This is a genomic window from Herpetosiphon sp. NSE202, from assembly GCF_042688385.1.
Classification (GTDB): Bacteria; Chloroflexota; Chloroflexia; order Chloroflexales; family Herpetosiphonaceae; genus Herpetosiphon.
The window spans coordinates 17755-36292 of sequence record NZ_JBHUPY010000012.1 but is presented as its reverse complement, the minus strand read 5'-3'; the positions used below and the strand labels follow the sequence as shown (position 1 = coordinate 36292).

At 51.2% G+C, this 18538-nt stretch carries 21 protein-coding genes and 1 riboswitch; of the genes, 14 read left to right on the top strand and 7 right to left on the bottom strand.

The features are described from left to right. Positions 1-5: 5 nt before the first annotated feature. The 7 genes from ACFMKP_RS14605 to ACFMKP_RS14575 all read right to left on the bottom strand — a co-directional run bounded on the left by ACFMKP_RS14605 (position 6) and on the right by ACFMKP_RS14575 (position 6696). Positions 6-1223 carry an acyl-CoA dehydrogenase family protein gene (locus tag ACFMKP_RS14605; RefSeq protein ID WP_382292688.1) on the bottom strand — a complete coding sequence of 406 codons (1218 nt, stop codon included), beginning with the start codon at positions 1221-1223 and terminating at the stop codon, positions 6-8. 29 nt (positions 1224-1252) lie between these two features. Continuing rightward, the gene (locus ACFMKP_RS14600) at positions 1253-2383 is read right to left on the bottom strand and encodes a TolB family protein (RefSeq protein ID WP_382292687.1); all 1131 of its coding nucleotides are present in this window, start codon (positions 2381-2383) and stop codon (positions 1253-1255) included. 20 nt (positions 2384-2403) lie between these two features. Continuing rightward, positions 2404-3297 carry a diacylglycerol kinase family protein gene (locus ACFMKP_RS14595; RefSeq protein WP_204757743.1) on the bottom strand — a complete coding sequence of 298 codons (894 nt, stop codon included), beginning with the start codon at positions 3295-3297 and terminating at the stop codon, positions 2404-2406. Continuing rightward, complete coding sequence (locus tag ACFMKP_RS14590; protein ID WP_204757742.1) at positions 3294-4061, bottom strand: response regulator transcription factor; 768 nt, start codon at positions 4059-4061, stop codon at positions 3294-3296. Before ACFMKP_RS14590 ends, ACFMKP_RS14595 begins: the two co-directional genes overlap by 4 nt. Further along, positions 4037-4726, bottom strand: a complete 690-nt coding sequence (locus ACFMKP_RS14585; RefSeq protein ID WP_382292686.1) for a Maf family protein — start codon at positions 4724-4726, stop codon at positions 4037-4039. The genes ACFMKP_RS14590 and ACFMKP_RS14585 overlap by 25 nt, the downstream gene beginning before the upstream one ends. Before the next feature lie 74 nt (positions 4727-4800). Next, on the bottom strand, positions 4801-5931 hold the full coding sequence (locus ACFMKP_RS14580) for a tyrosine-type recombinase/integrase (protein WP_382292685.1): 1131 nt from the start codon (positions 5929-5931) through the stop codon (positions 4801-4803). A 93-nt stretch (positions 5932-6024) separates the two neighbouring features. Next, the gene (locus tag ACFMKP_RS14575) at positions 6025-6696 is read right to left on the bottom strand and encodes a hypothetical protein (protein WP_382292684.1); all 672 of its coding nucleotides are present in this window, start codon (positions 6694-6696) and stop codon (positions 6025-6027) included. A 745-nt stretch (positions 6697-7441) separates the two neighbouring features. Here ACFMKP_RS14575 and ACFMKP_RS14570 point away from each other — a divergent pair. The 14 genes from ACFMKP_RS14570 to rnc all read left to right on the top strand — a co-directional run bounded on the left by ACFMKP_RS14570 (position 7442) and on the right by rnc (position 18521). Next, positions 7442-7960 (top strand): hypothetical protein, encoded by a 519-nt coding sequence (locus ACFMKP_RS14570; protein ID WP_382292683.1) that lies wholly within the window; start codon positions 7442-7444, stop codon positions 7958-7960. A 247-nt stretch (positions 7961-8207) separates the two neighbouring features. Continuing rightward, positions 8208-8573, top strand: coding sequence for a hypothetical protein (locus tag ACFMKP_RS14565; protein WP_110515672.1), 366 nt, complete (start codon positions 8208-8210; stop codon positions 8571-8573). A gap of 418 nt (positions 8574-8991) precedes the next feature. Beyond that, positions 8992-9126: riboswitch (FMN riboswitch) on the top strand. Between the two features lie 150 nt (positions 9127-9276). Then, positions 9277-10101, top strand: a complete 825-nt coding sequence (locus tag ACFMKP_RS14560) for an ABC transporter permease (protein ID WP_382292682.1) — start codon at positions 9277-9279, stop codon at positions 10099-10101. 18 nt (positions 10102-10119) lie between these two features. Beyond that, positions 10120-11154 (top strand): ABC transporter substrate-binding protein, encoded by a 1035-nt coding sequence (locus ACFMKP_RS14555; protein ID WP_382292681.1) that lies wholly within the window; start codon positions 10120-10122, stop codon positions 11152-11154. Between the two features lie 74 nt (positions 11155-11228). After that, on the top strand, positions 11229-11810 hold the full coding sequence (locus tag ACFMKP_RS14550) for a YdeI family protein (RefSeq protein ID WP_382292680.1): 582 nt from the start codon (positions 11229-11231) through the stop codon (positions 11808-11810). A 65-nt stretch (positions 11811-11875) separates the two neighbouring features. Further along, positions 11876-12457, top strand: coding sequence for a YdeI family protein (locus ACFMKP_RS14545; RefSeq protein WP_382292679.1), 582 nt, complete (start codon positions 11876-11878; stop codon positions 12455-12457). Positions 12458-12522: 65 nt separating this feature from the next. Further along, complete coding sequence (locus ACFMKP_RS14540; protein ID WP_204757732.1) at positions 12523-12930, top strand: hypothetical protein; 408 nt, start codon at positions 12523-12525, stop codon at positions 12928-12930. Then, positions 12927-14111, top strand: coding sequence for a glycosyltransferase family 4 protein (locus ACFMKP_RS14535; protein WP_382292678.1), 1185 nt, complete (start codon positions 12927-12929; stop codon positions 14109-14111). Before ACFMKP_RS14540 ends, ACFMKP_RS14535 begins: the two co-directional genes overlap by 4 nt. A 12-nt stretch (positions 14112-14123) precedes the next feature. Then, complete coding sequence (locus tag ACFMKP_RS14530) at positions 14124-14504, top strand: nuclear transport factor 2 family protein (RefSeq protein WP_382292677.1); 381 nt, start codon at positions 14124-14126, stop codon at positions 14502-14504. A gap of 66 nt (positions 14505-14570) precedes the next feature. After that, complete coding sequence (nrdR, locus tag ACFMKP_RS14525) at positions 14571-15023, top strand: transcriptional regulator NrdR (RefSeq protein ID WP_054533243.1); 453 nt, start codon at positions 14571-14573, stop codon at positions 15021-15023. 8 nt (positions 15024-15031) lie between these two features. Next, positions 15032-15898 carry a restriction endonuclease gene (locus tag ACFMKP_RS14520; RefSeq protein ID WP_382292676.1) on the top strand — a complete coding sequence of 289 codons (867 nt, stop codon included), beginning with the start codon at positions 15032-15034 and terminating at the stop codon, positions 15896-15898. A gap of 20 nt (positions 15899-15918) precedes the next feature. Further along, positions 15919-16380 carry a 6,7-dimethyl-8-ribityllumazine synthase gene (gene ribE / locus ACFMKP_RS14515; RefSeq protein ID WP_382292675.1) on the top strand — a complete coding sequence of 154 codons (462 nt, stop codon included), beginning with the start codon at positions 15919-15921 and terminating at the stop codon, positions 16378-16380. Positions 16381-16505: 125 nt separating this feature from the next. After that, positions 16506-17747, top strand: coding sequence for a beta-ketoacyl-ACP synthase II (gene fabF / locus ACFMKP_RS14510; protein WP_382292674.1), 1242 nt, complete (start codon positions 16506-16508; stop codon positions 17745-17747). Positions 17748-17810: 63 nt separating this feature from the next. Continuing rightward, positions 17811-18521: a ribonuclease III gene (gene rnc, locus ACFMKP_RS14505; protein ID WP_382292673.1), complete on the top strand. Its 711-nt coding sequence runs from the start codon at positions 17811-17813 to the stop codon at positions 18519-18521. Positions 18522-18538 lie beyond the last annotated feature (17 nt).

The following is an 18538-nucleotide window of genomic DNA, read 5'->3' as shown; positions in this document are numbered from 1 at the left end:
CAGACTTAGACTTTGCGCTCAGGATAGCCATAGCGTTTTAAGATTTCACGGGCGACAACCATTTTGTGCACTTCATCTGGCCCATCGTAAATGCGCGCTGCGCGGCCTTGTCGCCACATAAAGGCTAGCGGCGTATCATCGGAAACCCCTAAACCACCATGGACTTGAATTGCCCGATCAAGTACATTCATCAGCATTGCCGCAACGCTAAATTTAATCAGTGAGATGTCAATTCTGGCTGATTTCGCGCCTGCTTGATCAATTTGCCAGGCGGCGTGGAGCACACTCAAGCGGGCAGCTTGAATTTCAGCAGCACTTTCGGCAATCCAATGTTGCACCATTTGCTTGTCGGCCAACGGCCCGCCAAATGCCACCCGCTTGGTACTATACTCGCACATCAAATCGAAGGCCCGTTGAGCTTGGCCAAGCCAGCGCATACAATGATGAATGCGGCCTGGGCCAAGGCGAGTTTGGGCAATTGCAAAGCCCGAGCCGCGCTTACCAAGCAGGTTTTCGGCAGGTACACGCACGTTGGTATATTCAATTTCCCAATGGCCGCCGCCAGTGGTATGGCCCATCACCGAAATTGGCCGCACCAAGGTCAAACCTGGGGTATCGGCAGGCACAATAATTTGGCTATAGCGCAAATGGGTTGGCGCATCGGGATCGGTTTTGGCCATAACGATGCCAAAGCCAGCGCCATTGGCATTGGTGCTATACCATTTGCGCCCGTTGATCACCCAGTGATCATCGATCAGTTCGGCACTAGTTTCGAGCAAGGTTGGGTCGGCTCCGCTGACCTCCGGCTCGGTCATGCTGAAAAACGAGCGCACTGCTGCTTGCTGCAAGGGCCAGAAAAATTGTTCGTGCTGGGCTGGCGTGCCATAGTGCCAAAGAATTTCGGCGTTGCCACTATCAGGCGCGTTCGAGCCAAAAATGCGCGGCGCAAAATACGAGCGCCCGATAATTTCGTTGAGCAGCCCATATTCCATAATCGATAAGCCCATGCCGCCAGCCTCACGTGGCAGATGGCCCGCCCACAAACCTAATTCCTTGACCTCTGCTTGCAATTGCCGAATCTCTGGGTGGTCTTCTGAGCAAGCAGGATAGGCTTTTTCGTCGTAATCGAACCATGCTTGCTCTTTGGGATAGACCTTTTCAACCAAAAATTGGCTAATTTGCTCACGCATTGCGGCAATTTGGCTGGGAATCGCAAAATCCATGGGCTTCGTTGCTCCTTGGTGGATGGGCCTTATTTAGCCCATGCCATCCCTGAATCGACATCAAACAGGTCGCGCCGAATATCGACTGGTTGGCCGAGGCTAGGCGTATTGCCTTGAACCGTGAGATCGGCAATCGAAAGAGTTACCTGATCGTTGATCGTGAAGAAGGCCAATTTGCTGCTATCAGGCGACCATGTGGCTTGGCGCGAACGGCCAGTGCTGGTGAGTTTAATCGGCGCACTACTGACTTTGCCAGTCGCATCGGGAGCAGGCACGATAAAAATATCGCTATAGCCATTTTCGCTCTTGGTGAAGGCCAACCATTTGCCATCAGGCGAGAACGCTGGATCAAGCGCACCTTTAAATGTATCGTCGTTTGGGCCTTGCAGCACGCCATACTCGTCATTGCCGCCTGGGAGATCAAGCACAGCATAGCCAAGTTGAATATCGGCCACTTCGCAGCCAAAACAGCGCTCGGCCTGACTGTAGACAATCATCGAACCATCTGCAGACCAGGTTGGGTGGCTCAAATCGGTATCTGCTTGAACAAAGCGTTGAAAGCTGGCAGTTGGGAACTCGCCACTGCCAATGCGGCGGGTGCCATACACATAGAGCGAAAGCGGATACTCTTGGTACGAATCGCCACCAACGCTACGCGGAGTTTGGGCCTGCGACACATAGCTGAGAAACTGGCCATCTGGCGACCAACGTGGGTAGAAGGCCCAGCGAATGCTTTGCACATGATCTTCGGAACGAGCTGGAATTCCCGCTGGTTCGTTATTGGTTACCTGCTGTTTGTTGGAGCCATTGGCATTCATCACCCAAATATCGGCGAAGCTTTCTTCGCGTTGAATGTAGGCAATTTGGCTGCCATCTGGCGACCAACTTGGCTGGTATTTTTTGTGTGATGTGGTGATGCGCCGAGCCTCGGTGCCTTCGTGGACCCAAATATCGCCTGAGCCATTTTCGACCCGCACGAAGAGCAATTTGCCGGGAACATTGCTTTGATTTTCGACCACAATTTGGGTAGCTTGGGTTTCATCGACTGCTGGTTGAGCTTCAGTGGTGGGGAGGGCCTCCATAGTTGGCAGGGCTGAGCCTGCTTCACTACAGGCGGCCAACAAACAAAGCACGATCAGCAAATAGAACGAACGTCTCACACAGAACCTCATCTACAGGGTTAGTTGATTTCAGTGGTACGCGGTAAAAGCACGCGTAGCGCTTGCGGAACGACCCGAAAGGTCATGGGAGTGGTGCCAATTGCATCACCATCGACTTGAATTGGCAAAGGCTTCGAGCATGCAATCTCGATCTCACGAGCTTGGCGATATTCTAAGCCTTGAATCATCCCATAGCCGCGGAACAAAATTCCGGCAAGCAATTTGGGGGCATCGAGGGCACTATCGCCCATCATCGTACAAACATCGAGCATTCCATCACGCATGGCTGCCCGATAAGCAATGTTGAGCACGCCGCCATATAGCCGCGAGTTGCTAATCAGCACAAACAGCGCATTGCCCTTGAGTGGCTCACCATCAAGGCTGATGCGGGTGCGGGTGCCACGTAAGCGCCAAAGCACTGGCAAACTTTTGATCACATAGGCCAAGCGACCTAAGCGTTTTTTATCTGCAGAACGCACTTCGCGGGTAATCGCCGCATCGAGGCCAATCCCAGCCATCAGCAAAAAATAGCGCTCGTTGGCTTGCCCAACATCGACAAGTTCGACATGGCCATCAGCTAATTGGCGGGCTGCATGCAACGGATTGAGCGATTGATGTAATTCGCGCACCCAGACGTTGCCTGTGCCAACCGGCAGTGCTCCCAAAGCGGTATCGGTACCAACGAGGCCATTCATGACCTCGTTGATCGTTCCATCGCCACCAGCCGCTACAATCAGATCGTTGCGTTTGGCTTCTTCGCGGGCAAACGTGGTTGCATCGCCTGCGCGGCGGGTTTCGCGCAGCCGAACTTGCCAACCTTGGTTACTGCGCCATTCGGTGATACCTTTGGCAATTGCACGACGTTGATGGGCATTGCCTGCCATTGGATTAAGAATGACTGTTACTCGTTTCATTCGTCGTCATCATCAGCATTATTAAAATTCAGTGCCTGCGAGCCACGGCGTTCGATGCTTTCCAACAAGGTTGCTGGGGTTTCGATCCAGCCTCGGCGCAGCGCATACAATACCGCTTGCGTGCGATCGTTCAACGAAAGCTTGCGCAAAATCGATGAAATATGGTTTTTGACGGTTTGGGTGCTAATTTTCAGCGCATCGGCAATATCTTTGTTGGTTGCGCCGCTGGCAATATGCTCCAAAACCTCAATTTCACGGTCGCTCAAGGGCGAGAATAAGCTAATATCAAGGTCTGGCTCGGCCACAATGCCCGTTTGCAAACCCCGGAACTGAGTCAAAATTCGATCAGCGACCCGTGGATCTTCAAACATCACATCGTTAATCACATATTCGCCGCGGGCCACTCGTCGCAAGACCGTTGCCAAGGTTTTGGGGCTAATTTCCTTGGAATAATAGGCGGCGGCTCCAGCGCGCAAGGCATTGAAGGCATGCTCGTCGCTTTCGTAGACGCTCAACATCACCACGCCAATGTTTGGATATTGGCGGCGAATGGTGCGGGTAAATTCCAAGCCATCCATGTTGGGTAAGTTCAAATCGGTTAGCACTACATCTGGCTCATGCTCAGAAATTAAGACCAAGCCTTCTTCGGCACTAGAACCCTCGCCAATGATCTTTATATCGCGTTCGCTTGACAGCGCCCAGCGCACCCCTTGGCGGAACAACGGGTGATCATCGACCATCAGCACTTTGACTGTTGCATACATAGTGGTTCCTTTGCTAATGTAGCACGCCAACGCTGCCATGCTTGCTCAACGCTATAGGGAATTGCGATTCCCGCTTGGCTCAACAAACTGGCAGTCGTTGGAAGCGGTAGCCCAACAACGGTTGTAAAACTGCCTTGAACCTCTTCGACCAGCCGTCCGCCAATGCCTTGAACTCCATAGGCACCAGCTTTATCCATTGGCTCGCCAGTTGCAATGTAGTCCCAAATCTCAGCATCGCTGAGCGGCGCTAAATGCACCTCGGCGGCAACCAATTCACATAACGGCTGTTCAGAGGCGGCGGGTAGCACCACAACTCCGGTATAAACAGTATGCCAACGTCCGGCAAGGCGGCGCAGTAACTCATAAGCATGAGCCGGATCACGTGGCTTGCCCAAGATCATCCGATCAATCACCACAATTGTATCAGCTGCAAGAATCACTGCTTGCTGATTCGTTTCGCGGGCGGCTTGGGCTTTGCGCCACGCTAACAAGGTTGGGTGACTGGCGAGGCCTAAATCGAAGGCTGGAAGTTGCTCCACAATCGCCGGAGGAACCTGATCTTGGCGCTCTTCCCCATCATTTGCCTCAATTATAAACGACAGGCCCAAACTACTTAACAAATCATGCCGTCGTGGTGAGGCCGAGGCCAGAATTAAGCTATCCACGCTGAATGGTACTCCACAAGCCAAACTCAATTGCTGTTCATCATAACCCAAACAGGTAAAGCTGCAAGTGGCAATTAGGCTGCATCATCGTCATCAAGCGCGCCATCGTCGCTAAACAAGCTCACGCCGTCATTGGCAATCGCCTGTTGGGCAATGTAGCGGTTGGGCGTATTGAGGTTGGTCCAGCCGCCTGCATCGCGTAGGGCTTGCACCGGAATGTTGGTTTGGGCCACGCGAGTCGCCCACGAATGGCGCAAATCATGTGGCGCAAGGTTGTTGATGCCAATTAATTTGCCGAGCTGCACGATACGTTTGTGAATCGCCCGCTCAGAAATGCCAAAGCCAATCTGATTGCCTTTATGATCAAACGCCGCCAAGAGCGCGGTTTGGGGATTGGCTGGTTGGGCAATAACTTTTTGATATTCGCGCAGGGCTTTGGCGGTATCACCAATCAGCCGATGTTTTTGCACTTTATCAACTTTTGGTCGATCGACCAGCAAGACTTTGCCTTGGATATGCGCCCACTTGAGCACCACAACCTCGCCGCAGCGCATGCCCAAATCGACCAGCAAGCAAACGATCAGATAATCGCGCCAGCCAACCTCGGGCGTGCGATTTTGCGGATTGGTGCGGGCGGCCCGTTTGAGTTCGCGAATTTGGCTTTGATCTAAGATGTGAGGCGCAGCTTTTTTGGTTGAAAGCCGGGTTGGGGTTTCGGTGGCTTCACGTTGGGCATCAATCCCATCGCCTTCGCGGCGGCGATAACCCTCGACGGTGTGGATTCGGCTCCACGCCTCAAGGCTCAAAACCCCAGCTTGATGGGCCAAGCGACAGTAGAGTCGCACAGTGCTAAGCCGAATATTAACTGAGCCAAGCGCATAGCCTTCATTCAGCATCCAGGTGCGAAAGGTTGTGACGATGCCAACGCTCATTTCGGCCCAAGCAGCTGGCTCGGTAGCGAGAATTGGCACTTCGTGTTCATCAACCGGAATCACAATGCCAATGCTGGCCAGAAAATCGGCAAAAATTTTCAAATCGGTGTTGTGGCGGCGAATTGTTTGCGGGCGTTGGCGCAGGCGATATTCGATGAAACTATGCTGGGCCGAAATTTGGTCGGCGACAACACTGCGTTGCTTCATGACGTTGGTGAAATTGGGCGCAAGAGGATTGTTGCCCTGCTGTGGAATTAACTCAAATTCATCCATAAGATCAGCCTCGTTTAGCGTATGGATGCAGTGTAGCCGATCTCATGAGCGCTTGTCAAAGCACGCTTGTTCGTATGTGCACGCTTGATTTGGCTAGAAAAAACCAAAATCTTCAAGGCTACTGACTTCGCCATCGATAATTTGCAAGAGTTTATCGGTGCGCCAAAACAAATCGCTGGCGGCAACCACAAACAAATAGACATCAAGGATGCTGCTTGGATAGCGGGCTTGATAATCAGGATCAGCAAGCAAAAAAGGCAGCGCATAGCTTAAACTTGCCGCTAGCAAGCTGCGCGTAATTGCGCATTCAAGCGAATTGATGTAGTTCCAAGCGTCGCGTTGGCCAATAAACATCCTGCTCGAACGCAGTTCATCAAGCTGTTTGCGCTCTACTGGGCTAATGCTCGCGCCATAGAGATAGCGGCGCAAGCGTTCGGGCTGCTGCAAAAAGGCATATAACCCACGGGCATAAACCAGCCAATCCATGGGGCATTTGTACCAACGGGTGGTGTAGGCAAAATGGCGTAACATCAAACCTGGGAAAACCATGCCTACGCCAAGCTCGATCAGCATATGTTCGCGCGGTTTGGGCAAACTTGCGATCCATTGCATAGTTTCGGGCCAACGAAAGCTCTCGACATTTGGCAAAATACCATTGCAGTTTGCTGGCCATTTGGCAACGCCCGCTGCTCTCGGCGGTAGTGGAATGGGAATTGGTTTGGGAAGCATTGGCTGTTTTGCTGCTTTGCTTAATTCATTATCCATACGACCTCTCTCAAACTAGGCTTATTTTTTACCAACGACAAGCACAAACAAAAGCGTTTCATTGTGTGGGTTTGGATAGTGCTCGATACATTCTCTCTAACAGAAGGATCTCTCTTATTGTAGCGTAGGTGTACTAATACATCAGGTTAACCACGGCCTGATCCCCTCACCCCAACCCCTCTCCCACGTGGCGGGCGAGGGGCTTTAACGCGGTGGTTCTTGCGCAATACATCGGTAAAAACCAGCGCTCCCCTCGCCCGCGTTCAGTGGGAGAGGGGCTGGGGTGAGGGCATGCACATGGTTGCCAACCTAATGAACCATTACACCTACGTGCTCGGTTTTTCAACGGAGTTCAACCTCAATTTACAACTGGTTTGCTGGCCTAGATCTGGAATCTCTATACTATTTTGGGCAAGGATGGGACAATGATTTTTTTCTTTGGATATGGTCTAATTATTATCGGAATAATCGTATTTATCCTCGCTCTATGGGCATTTATTGAAGTTACGCTTGATAATTGTGATTATATCTACCGATCATTAATTTTTAACAAACTTTATATCATAGCAATCCTTTGTTTGTTGCTTGGTTATATGCTTATCAGCAAAAAGCCAGTATTATTTGTTCTATGGGTGTTACCGATTTATTTTTTTGGGAGTATAGCGATTATTAACCTCCTAGGTTACATACTGGATCTATTTGAATCGAAGAAATAGTTGAAATTAGTAAAGAAAGAGGTTTTTAAATGGATTTAACCAAGTTACTTGCTGAAGCACAAGTTTTAATTCGTCCCTGGATGATGTTAACAACCGAGCCAAGCACCCCCGATCAGCCGATTGCTGGCTATTGGGGCGAATTAAATGCTGAATCAGGCCCAGTGCTGATTGTTGATTGTGCCTATTTGCCAATGTTGACTGAAGCAACGTCCTTAATCATTGAATATGCTGCTGAATCGAATTATTCAGTCAAACTTAGCTCGTTGTCACTTACTAAAGAACAATTAGCAACAATGCAGGCATTATATGCCCAGCCAGCAACGAGTTTGCCGCCATTAGATGCAGTTTTGCATTTTGGATCAGCAACGATTCAACAATGGATTGATTCATTTCGTGATGATCAAGGTTGGGTTGGGGCTGATGATGTTGCGGATCGCGAATTAGTTGATGGCTATGAAACACTGTATCAAGCGCAACACCCACTGTATCGTGAAGATGCAGTTGCTTCGCTTGGTGGTTGGCATATGGTTTGGCCCGATGGCGACTAGCCCGAATTGTTGCAACAACAACTGGTTCTCTGCACCTATGCGGAAGCCGAGCCGTGGCTCGAAGTCTGGCTCACCCAAACTGGGCAATTGCATGTTGTAGAGCGTTTTAGCTAAACCAAGCAACTAGCTATGCTGGTGGATAGCGAGCTAAATGGATAGCCATGGAATTTGCTGCTAGCTCTTGACGGGCTAGTTTAATCCTTCTATGATACCTCTGTGTCTGGAGCGTAGAACAAAAGGACGTTGTATGAATAACATTAAACAGTCGCTCGAAGAGGCCATGAACATCGACGGTGCGTTAGGCGTTGCTTTGGTGGATTATACCAGCGGCATGACCCTTGGCACTGCTGGCGGGAATAGCGCCCTTAATTTAGAGTTGGCTGCAGCAGGCAATACTGAAGTAGTACGTTCTAAAATGAAAGTGATGGGTCGGCTTGGGCTAAAGGATCAGATTGAAGATATTTTGATTACCTTAGGGACGCAATATCATCTGATTCGAATTTTGCAAAAGAAACCAAGTATCTTCCTGTACCTCGCGCTCAACAAACCAACCGCTAATTTGGCCCTTGCGCGGATTATGCTGAGCGAGATTGAAGAAAAAATCGAATTCTAACCCTGCTGGTTTTTTAAGCTAGCTTACAAGCAATTGCCAAACGTGGCAGTTGCTTTTTTTATGGGCCAAGTATTTGAAATATTTAGCCACAAATTGCACTCATTGCACGAACAATGAATATTTTAGCCACAGATTGCACAGATTTGCTTGATTATGTTGGCCCCTGACCCCTAGCCTCTCATTGTAATGGTTTATTGGAAACCGTGTCCCCTCTCCCACGAAAACGCGGGCGAGGGGGAGCATCCATTTTCACCACGCAGTGCGGTAGAACCACGCAATTAAAGCCCCTCGCCCGCGTCCAGTGGGAGAGGGGTTGGGGGTGAGGGCATGCTCACTCTAATCCCTTATTCAGTCGAATTGGCCTGTTAGTGTATTGACAGTTACAAAACTCAGTGCTATGGTACAGGTAACTAAATACTATGGTCTTCAGGGTTAGGTGAAATTCCTTATCGGCGGTGATGGTGGTTCAGCCACATAAGCCCGCGAGCCGCAAGGTAGGATGCTGGTGCGAATCCAGAGCCGACGGTCAAAGTCCGGATGGAAGAAGATCGATCAACGTATGTGTACCTACAATGCTGTGGGTTATTTGCGTCATTCAAGCGTGCTGTCTCGTTGCAGTAACGTTTGGCTTGCGTGCATCTACGTGTTGATTGACCCTGAGATGATTGATTCTTTTGGGGTTTTTTGTTTTTAGGTGTCACGTATGTTACAAGATTATGGCCGGATGAAGTATGTCGTAGAAGCTCCCGCTGCTCCGTTGCGCCGCAAGCAACGCCGCACCTGGCTTAGTTCGAGCCGCTTGTGGATTGGGCTTTCGCTGCTTGGGGTGTTGTTGGCATGGCGTGGCTTGGTTGCTTGGCAACAATACCCAGCTTTTGTGCTGCCCACACCTGAGGCGGTTGCTAGCCGCTGGTGGCAGGAATTGACCCAAGGCGCGTTGTTGCAACACACTCTGCGCACCTTGACCGAAGCCTTGGGTGGTTTTGGCTTGGCTTTCGCTGCGAGCTTGGTTTTGGGCTACATTTTGGCCAATTGGCACTGGCTTGATCGAATTGTCTCGCCACAATTGGCGATTGTGCAGGCGATTCCGATTGTGGCAGTTGCGCCCTTGATTTTGATTTGGGTTGGCGCTGATCTGCGGGCTAAATTATTGGTCGCTGCTTTGGTAACCTTCTTTCCAATGCTGAGCAGTGTGGTTGTGGCCTTGCGTAGCGTGCCGCGCGATATTCGCGAGATGGCGGCAATTAGCGGCGCAAATCGCTGGCAAAGCTTGTGGCAAATTGAATTGCCCTTGGCCTTACCAGGGATTTTTGGCGGCATCAAAACCGGTTTGGCTTTGGCGACAACCGGCGCGGTGGTAGCCGAGTTTATTGGTGGCCGCGAAGGGCTAGGCGCCTTAATCAACATCGCCCGTGGTTTATTCGATACGCCGTTGATTTTTGCAGCCTTGTTTACGCTGGGCTTGCTGACGTTTGGGTTTTATCAGCTAGCAATGTGGCTAGAACGACGTTTGGTCACTTGGGAATAGATGTGTGTGGAGCTTTCAATGCAATATCGTCGTGTCTTACCGATTGTTGGGCTACTCTTTTTGACGGCTTGTGGCGGGCAAACTGTGGCAAATACTGCGGTTACTACTGGGGAAAATAATCAAGCCAAGCCGCTAACCAAAGTTACAATTGCCATGCCATATGTGCCAAATATTCAATTTGCACCCTTCTATTTGGCCAAAACCCAAGGCTATTATGAAGCCGAAGGCTTGGATGTGACGTTCGATTATCAATATGAAACTGATTCGGTGCAGCGTGTAGCCAATGGCTCGGTGCATTTTGGCATGGCTGGCGGCGATTCAGTCTTGCTGGCACGCGCGCAGGGCTTGCCAATTGTCAATGTTGCGACGATTAGCCAACGCACGCCAACGGTTTTTTATAGCAAAGCCGAGCTGAATATCAAAACCCCAGCCGATCTCAAAGGCAAAACTGTGGGCATTCCAGGTCGTTTTGGAGCCTCGTACATTGGCTTGTTGGCCTTGATGTATGCAAATTCGCTGCAAGAAAGCGATTTGCAGATTCAGGAAATTGGCTTTGCTCAAGTGCAGGCCTTGAGCGAAGATAAAGTGCAAGTTGCCAGCGGCTACGGCAATAACGAGCCAATTCAACTGGCCGAGGCCGGAGTTAAATTGAATGTGATTCGGGTTTCGGATTCATTTGCCTTAACCTCCGATGGCATTATTGTGAGCGAAAGCTTGATTAAAGACCAACCAGCTTTGGTTCAAGGTTTCGTCAAAGCAACTGCCTTGGGCATGCGCGATGTTGCGGCTGATCCAGATAAGGCATTTAGCGCCAGCTTGGCCGAAATTCCCGAACTGCAAGCTGCTGATGACGCGACCAAGGCCTTGCAACAAAAAGTTTTAGCCGAAACGATTGGCTATTGGCAAAGCGATTTGACCGCTAAATATGGGCTTGGCTACACCGATTTGGCCAGCTGGGAAGCAACCCATAGCTTTTTGCGCAGCCAAGGCGTATTGGCCAAAGATGTTGAATTAAGCAGCGCCTTCAGCAATCAGTTTATTGCTCAACCCTAAATATTAATTCTCGGTTGACGTGCTCATGGATTGTATGCTTCCATGAGCACGTCATTGTATTTAAGGAGTGTGTGATGAGCGCGAAACCAAAAGCCGAATTGCCAACCCTGAGCTTTGCCGACCAAGCGGAATGGCGGGCATGGCTCGCAACTGAACATGCTACCAGCGCCGGAATTTGGCTCAAAATGGCCAAAAAAGCCACCGGCATTGCATCAATTAATTATGCCCAAGCGCTTGACGAAGCCTTGTGTTACGGCTGGATTGACGGCCAAAAAAAGAGCTTTGATGAGCAATATTGGTTGCAAAAGTTCACACCACGGGGCAAAAAAAGCATTTGGTCGAAAGTTAATCGTGATCATATTGAACGCTTAACCGCTGCTGGCTTGATGCATGCCGCTGGCGATGCTGAGGTTGAACGGGCCAAAGCCGATGGCCGTTGGGATGCGGCCTACGATTCGCCCAAAAACGCCACTGTACCCGACGATTTTCAGGCGGCGCTCGATGCTAGCCCAACTGCTGCCAACTTCTTTGCCACCCTCAAACAGGCAAACCGCTATTCATTTTTATTTCGCATCCAAACCGCCAAAAAGCCCGAAACTCGCGCCAAACGAATCCACGATTTTGTGGCGATGCTCGAACGGGGCGAAACTTTTTAACTTGATTTGATTGCCCAATCCTGATAAATAATGAGAGTGTGCTTGATGTATTTAAGGAGTGTGTGATGAGCGATAAAACGAAGGCCGAATTACCAATCCTCAGTTTTGCCAATCAAGCGGAATGGCGGGCTTGGCTTGAGGCTGAACATGCCACCAGCAACGGGGTTTGGCTTAAACTAGCTAAAAAAGCCACCGGAATTGCCTCGGTTAATCGGGCTGAGGCCTTGGATGAAGCCTTGTGCTTTGGTTGGATTGATGGCCGAGCCAAACCAATCGATGAGCAGTTTTGGTTGCAAAAATTTAGCCCACGAACGAAAAAAAGCACATGGTCGAAAGTGAACCGTGATCATATTGAGCGTTTGACCGCTGCTGGCCTAATGCATGCCGCTGGCAAGGCCGAAGTTGAACGGGCCAAGGCTGATGGCCGTTGGGATGCGGCCTACGATTCGCCCAAAAATGCTGCTATACCAGAGGATTTTCAGGCAGCGCTTGATGCTAGCCCAAGCGCCGCCAACTTCTTTGCCTCGCTCAAACAAACGCAACGCTATCCATTTTTGTTTCGCATCCAAACTGCCAAAAAGCCCGAAACCCGGGCCAAACGGATTCGCGACTTTGTTGCTACGCTGGAACGCGGCGAAACCCTCTAATGCCAAGCGGGGCTGCATTTGCTGCTATACTGCCCGCAGAAATCATTCTGGAATGAGGCAGACCAATGGCAGAGCAACCAGCCCCGATTGATGTTGGCGCGATTTTGGCCGAAATCCGTGATGGAATTCGCCAACGTCGTGCATCTGGTTTAACCGACCAAGCCAATGAGCCACGCCTGAGCGATGTTGATCTCAAGCGCTTGTTGGCCGAGGTCGAGGCGACGCGCGTGGTCAGTGTGCATTGGCCATTGCACGGCGAAACCTTGCCCCAAAAAGTTATTGCTACGCTCAACAAAGTGGTGCGGCGCTATTTGCGCTGGTATATCAACCCGATTGCCGAGCAACAAAACGCTGCCAACGATGCAATTGTGCGCACCTTGCATGGCGTGGTGACGACGATCGACGAGCAACGTGCCGAAATTGCCTTGTTGCGGGCGCGCGTGGTTGAACTTGAGCGTGAGCGGCAAGCATGAAAGCGCAACGCCCTGTAGCCCTTGTAACCCCATGGTTTGGCCCCGACACTCGTGGCGGAGCAGAAGATCAAGCCCGCGATCTGGCCCATTCCATCCATGCCCAAGGTGCTGATATTGAAGTTTGGACGACGACGAGCCGCGATTCGTTTGGCGAACGGACTGTTGCGCATTATCCTGCTGGTTTGAGCCATTGGAATGGCCTGCCAATTCGGCGTTGGCCCATGGCTGGGCCTGCGATGGGGATTCCGCCAGTGGTGCGGCGCTTGGCTGCCAGCTCTGGGCGACGCTTGCCCGAACATTCAGCCCACGAAATTAACTTATTGGGAAGTTTGCCCAACAGTGATGGCTTGTATGAACATTTGTTAGCACATCGCGAGCGCCGCTGCATCTTTATGCCCTATCCAATGGGTTTATCGTATTGGGGCAGCTTTTTGGCCCAAGGCCGCGCCTACCATATTCCCTGCTTGCACGACGAGCCATATGCCTACTATTCGACCTATCGCGAGATGCTGCGGCGGGCGCAAGGGATTATTTTTAACAGCCGCCCTGAGCGCGATTTGGGTTTACGCCTGTATGAGCTTGATCCAGCCAAAACCAGCGTTGCTGGCGAGGGCATTGATTTGGCGCGGGTTGGCGATGCAGCACGTTTTCGCCAACAATATGGGCTTGGCGATGAGCCAATTTTGCTCTATGTTGGGCGCGCCGATTGGGGCAAACATGTGCCGCAATTGTTGGCTTATTTTCGCGAGTGGAAGGCCGAAACGGGCCGCCCGTTGCGGTTTGTGCGGATTGGTGCTGGCCAGCTGAATGCACCAAGTATTTTAGACCCGTGGGTATTGGATTTGGGTTTTGTCGAGCCACAAACCAAGTATGATGCCTATGCTGCGGCGAATGTCTTTTGCCAACTTTCGACAATTGAAAGCTTTTCGATTGTGCTGATGGAAAGTTGGCTGCAAGGCCGCCCAGCCTTGGTCAACGCCGATTGTCCGGTGACGACCGATTTTGTGCTGCGCAGCGGCGGCGGCATTCCTTGCCAAGGCTATCGTGAATGGGCGAGTGCACTGAGTTATTTGCTTGATCGGCCAGAATTGAGCGCCGCGATGGGTGCAGCAGGCCGTGAATTTGTGTTGCGTGAATGTCGTTGGGATGAAGTGGCCCAACGTACCTTGGCTGCACTCTAGGAGAAGCATGCGATGCCCAATGCTTATGAAATTGTCAGCACATTTTGGCAATTGATGCAAAGCAATGATTTTACGGCGGTTGGCGCGGTGTTGCACGACGATTATACGCTCGATTGGCCGCAATCAAATGAACGGATTCGCGGCAGGGCGGCCTTTGCCCAAATCAATGCTGAATATCCTGCTGCTGGGGCTTGGCAATTTACGATTAATCGCTTAGTTGCCAACGAAACCGAAGCTTGTAGCGATGTTTCGGTCACTGATGGCCAAGTGCAGGCGCGGGCAATCAGCTTTTTTACAATACAGGATGGGCTAATTATCAAACAGGTTGAATATTGGCCTGAGCCATACCCTGCGCCCACGAATCGCCAACATTTGGTTGAACCAATCGCCTAAGCGCCATTCGTGGTGCTCATGGGGCCATGGTATAATGAATCTACTAAGCTAGGCTGAAGAGGAACTATGCGCTGCCCGTATTGCCCTGGCGAAAGCGCAGTGATCGATACTCGCGAACTTGATAATGGTGAAACAATCCGCCGTCGTCGTCGCTGCAAACACTGTGATCGCCGTTTCACAACCTATGAACGGGTTGAATCTGTTAATGTCATGGTCGTTAAAAAAACTGGCGACCGTGAGCCATACGACCGCGAGAAATTATTGCGTGGTTTACGGGTTGCGGCCTATAAACGGCCTATCTCAGCCGATGTAATTGAAACGTTGGTAACGGAAGTCGAGGCCGCCCTGATTGCCTACGATGCGCTAGAAGTTCCTAGCTCGGTCATTGGCGAACAGGTGATGGAGCGCTTACGCTCACTCGATGAGGTAGCCTACATCCGTTTTGCCTCGGTGTATCGTTCATTTAGCGATCTTGGCAAGCTGCGCGAAGCTGTCGAAGAACTTATGGAAAAGGAATAGTAGCTGCAATGGCAACTCCTGTATCTCAAGAAACCAAAACTGATCTGAAAGATTCTAAGCCCCAAGCGGCGAAAGTGCCGTTGCTTTGGCGACAACTCTGGATCGCTGGCTTGCTAACTGGGGTGGTTTGGTGTTTGGTCATTTTCGCACCATTCTCTTGGGTTATTTATTTGGCTGGGGTGATTCCGATTGGCGGCGGGATTTATCTTGGCCGTAAGATTCAAGGTCGAGCCTTGGTGCATGGGGTGATTTTCTCGCTGATTGCGAGCGTTACCGCTTTGATCATTGGCTCGGTGCTTGTTTTTGGCTTTAATGCTAAGCCTGGCTTGAACGATCCTAACCAACCAGTTCCATCCCAACAAGGCAACTTCTTGACCGTGGCGATGATGATTGCAATGACCTTGCTGCCCTTCCCTGCTTATGGCACGGTGATGGCGCGACGTGGCCAAGAGCGCACCCAAGCAATGCGCGATGAAATGGCCTCGCGCGGTGGCCAACTCGAACGCCCAGGCCGTGTCGTTAGCATCGAAGATTTGGAATCGTTGACCTTGCCAAAATTTGGCTCGTGGGTTGCCCAGCTCTTCCGCTCCAATAACTTCAAGCTCAAAAACTATAAATTCGATAAAGATGTGATTGATCTATATCTTGAGCGCAACGAAACTGCTGAGCTTTGGCTGGTGCGCTGTACAATCAGCGAATCCCTCAAGCCGGGCCAAGTCCAAGAGCTGTATCAAGATTTGCGCGACAACCCAGAATGGCACAAAGGCGTGATTGTTACGCCGCTGAAGGTGCAAGAAGGCGCACGCAAATCGGCAAAAGCCCGCCCGAACGTCGAAGTGCTCGATGGCGAAACCTTGCTCGAAATGAATGGCTAAATTGGCCTTGAGGATTATGCATGAACGTAATTGAAGGCAACTTGATCGGCACTGGTTTGCGAATTGCAATCGTGATTGCGCGCTGGAACGATTTTATTGGCGGCAATTTGCTTGAAGGTGCGGTCAATACGCTCAAGCGCCATGGCATTGCCAACGATGATATTAGCGTGGCGTGGTGTCCTGGCTCATATGAGATTCCGCTGGTGGTGAAGAAAATTGCTGAGCGTGGCCAACACGATGCCATTATCACCCTTGGAGCCGTGATTCGCGGCGCAACCTCACATTATGAAGTTGTGGTCAATGCGGTTTCGAGCGGCGTAACCAAGGTGATGCACGATACAGGCATTCCGGTATTGCTGGGCGTGCTGACTACCGACACAATTGAGCAAGCAATTGAACGGGCTGGCACCAAGGCTGGTAACAAAGGCGCGGAGTGTGCAGTTGCGGCGATCGAAATGGCCAATTTGCTCAAACAACTCTAGCCCAAGTTTGTTGTGTTTTACTGTTGCGAGAGGTCAGCCAAGGATGCTTGGTTGGCCTCTCGGTCGGTTTAGGGAGTTGCTGCTATAATGATGCGGCACTTTGCTATGCACTAGGAGGTTTTGCTATGAATCGACGTGTCGTCGTCACAGGATTGGGCGCGATTAGCCCATTGGGCCTCGACGTGCCATCTTTGTGGGAGGGCATTGTCCAAGCACGTTCGGCAGTTCGGCGAATTACCCAATTCGACCCAACACATTTTAGTGCTCAGATTGCCGCAGAAGTCCATGGCTTTGAAGCCGCCAACTATATGGATAAAAAAGAGGCACGGCGCAACTCGCGCTTTGTCCATTTTGCAGTGGCAGCAGCCAAAGAAGCCTTGCGCAGCGCCGATCTGACTATTACCGACGAAAACGCCGATGATGTAGGGGTCATCATTGGTTGTGGCGTTGGTGGTCTCGATAACTTTACAACCTATTTGCGCGTGATGGATACCAAGGGTCCCGACCGTATTACGCCATTTTTAATTCCGATGATGATTGTTGATATGGCGGGGGGGGTTGTGGCGATTGAAATTGGGGCGCGTGGCCCGAATTTCTGCCCTGTTTCAGCTTGTGCCACCTCTGGTAATGCGATTGGCGAGGCATGGCACGTGATTCGGCGCGGCGAGGCCAAAGTTATTTTGGCTGGCGGTACCGAAGCAGCAATTACCGAAATTGGGATCGGTGCCTTTGCCAGCGCGCGCGCACTTTCAACCCGCAACGACGATCCTGCAACCGCCTCACGCCCATTCGATAAAGATCGCGATGGCTTTGTGATGGGCGAAGGCTCTGGCGTGCTGGTTTTGGAAGATTACGAGCATGCCGTCAGCCGTGGCGCAACCATTTTGGCCGAATTGGTTGGCTATGGCGTGAGCACCGATGCCTATCACATCACGATGCCCGCCGAAGATGGTTCAGGCGCGGTCAAAGCCATGCGCATGGCTTTGCGTCACGCAGGCTTGGAGCCACACGAATTGGGCTATTTGAACGCTCACGGTACTTCTACTCCCGTCAACGACCGTACCGAAACCTTGGCGATTAAAAAAGTGTTTGGCGATTACACGGCCAAGTTGCCGATTAGCTCAAATAAATCGCAAATTGGCCATACCTTGGGCGCTGGCGGCGCAATCGAAGCAGTCATCGGCATTCGCGCCATGCAAGAAGGCCTGATCCCCGCTACGATCAATTATCATACCCCCGACCCAGAGTGTGAGATTGATTGTGTGCCGAACACACCGCGGCAAGCTCAATTCTCCAGTTTTATGAGCAATTCATTTGGCTTTGGCGGCCATAACGTTAGCCTGTTGTTCAAGGCTTTTGAAGCCTAAAAACCCTGCGAGCTAGCTGGATTATTGCAATTCGGCTGGCTCGCGTAGCTTAACATTGCTGCTATGGATTTAAACAAACTACAAACCGAACTTGGCTATACCTTCAACGATGTCGCGTTTTTACGGGCTGCCTTGCTGCATCGCTCGTATGTGCATGAACACCCAGAAGCGGGCTCAGAATCGAACGAACGGCTTGAGTTTCTTGGCGATGCGCTTTTAAATTTTATTTGTGGTTCTTTTTTGTTTCACGAGTTTCCTGAGCTTGGCGAGGGCGATCTCACCAAAATGCGCGCGATGTTGGTGCAAACCCGCACCTTAGCGAGCCTTGCACGGCGTTTTGATCTTGGGAGTTATGTGCAGATTAGCCGTGGCGAGGAACGGGCCAAGGCTCGTGAGCGCGATAATTTGTTGGCCGATGCTTTTGAAGCCTTGTTGGCGGCGATTGCGCTTGATGGTGGCTGGCCTGCCGCCCGCGATTTTGTGCTGCCCTTGCTCAAATCGGTTAAGGCCAGTGGAGTCCAAAATCAAGATTACAAGACCGACTTACAACAATATGTCCAAGGCCGGATCAACCTAACGCCCAATTACCGTGAAGTTAATGTGACTGGCCCCGACCACGAGCGTACCTGGACAATTGAGGTTTGGGCTGGCGAGACGTTATTGGGCGTTGGTATCGGTACCTCAAAAACCATGGCTTCGCAGGCGGCAGCCAAAGTAGCGCTCGAAGCGCTTACCGCCGAAACAATTGGATTAACCGCGCCTGAACAACGCTAAATGGAGGCTGGTGTGCG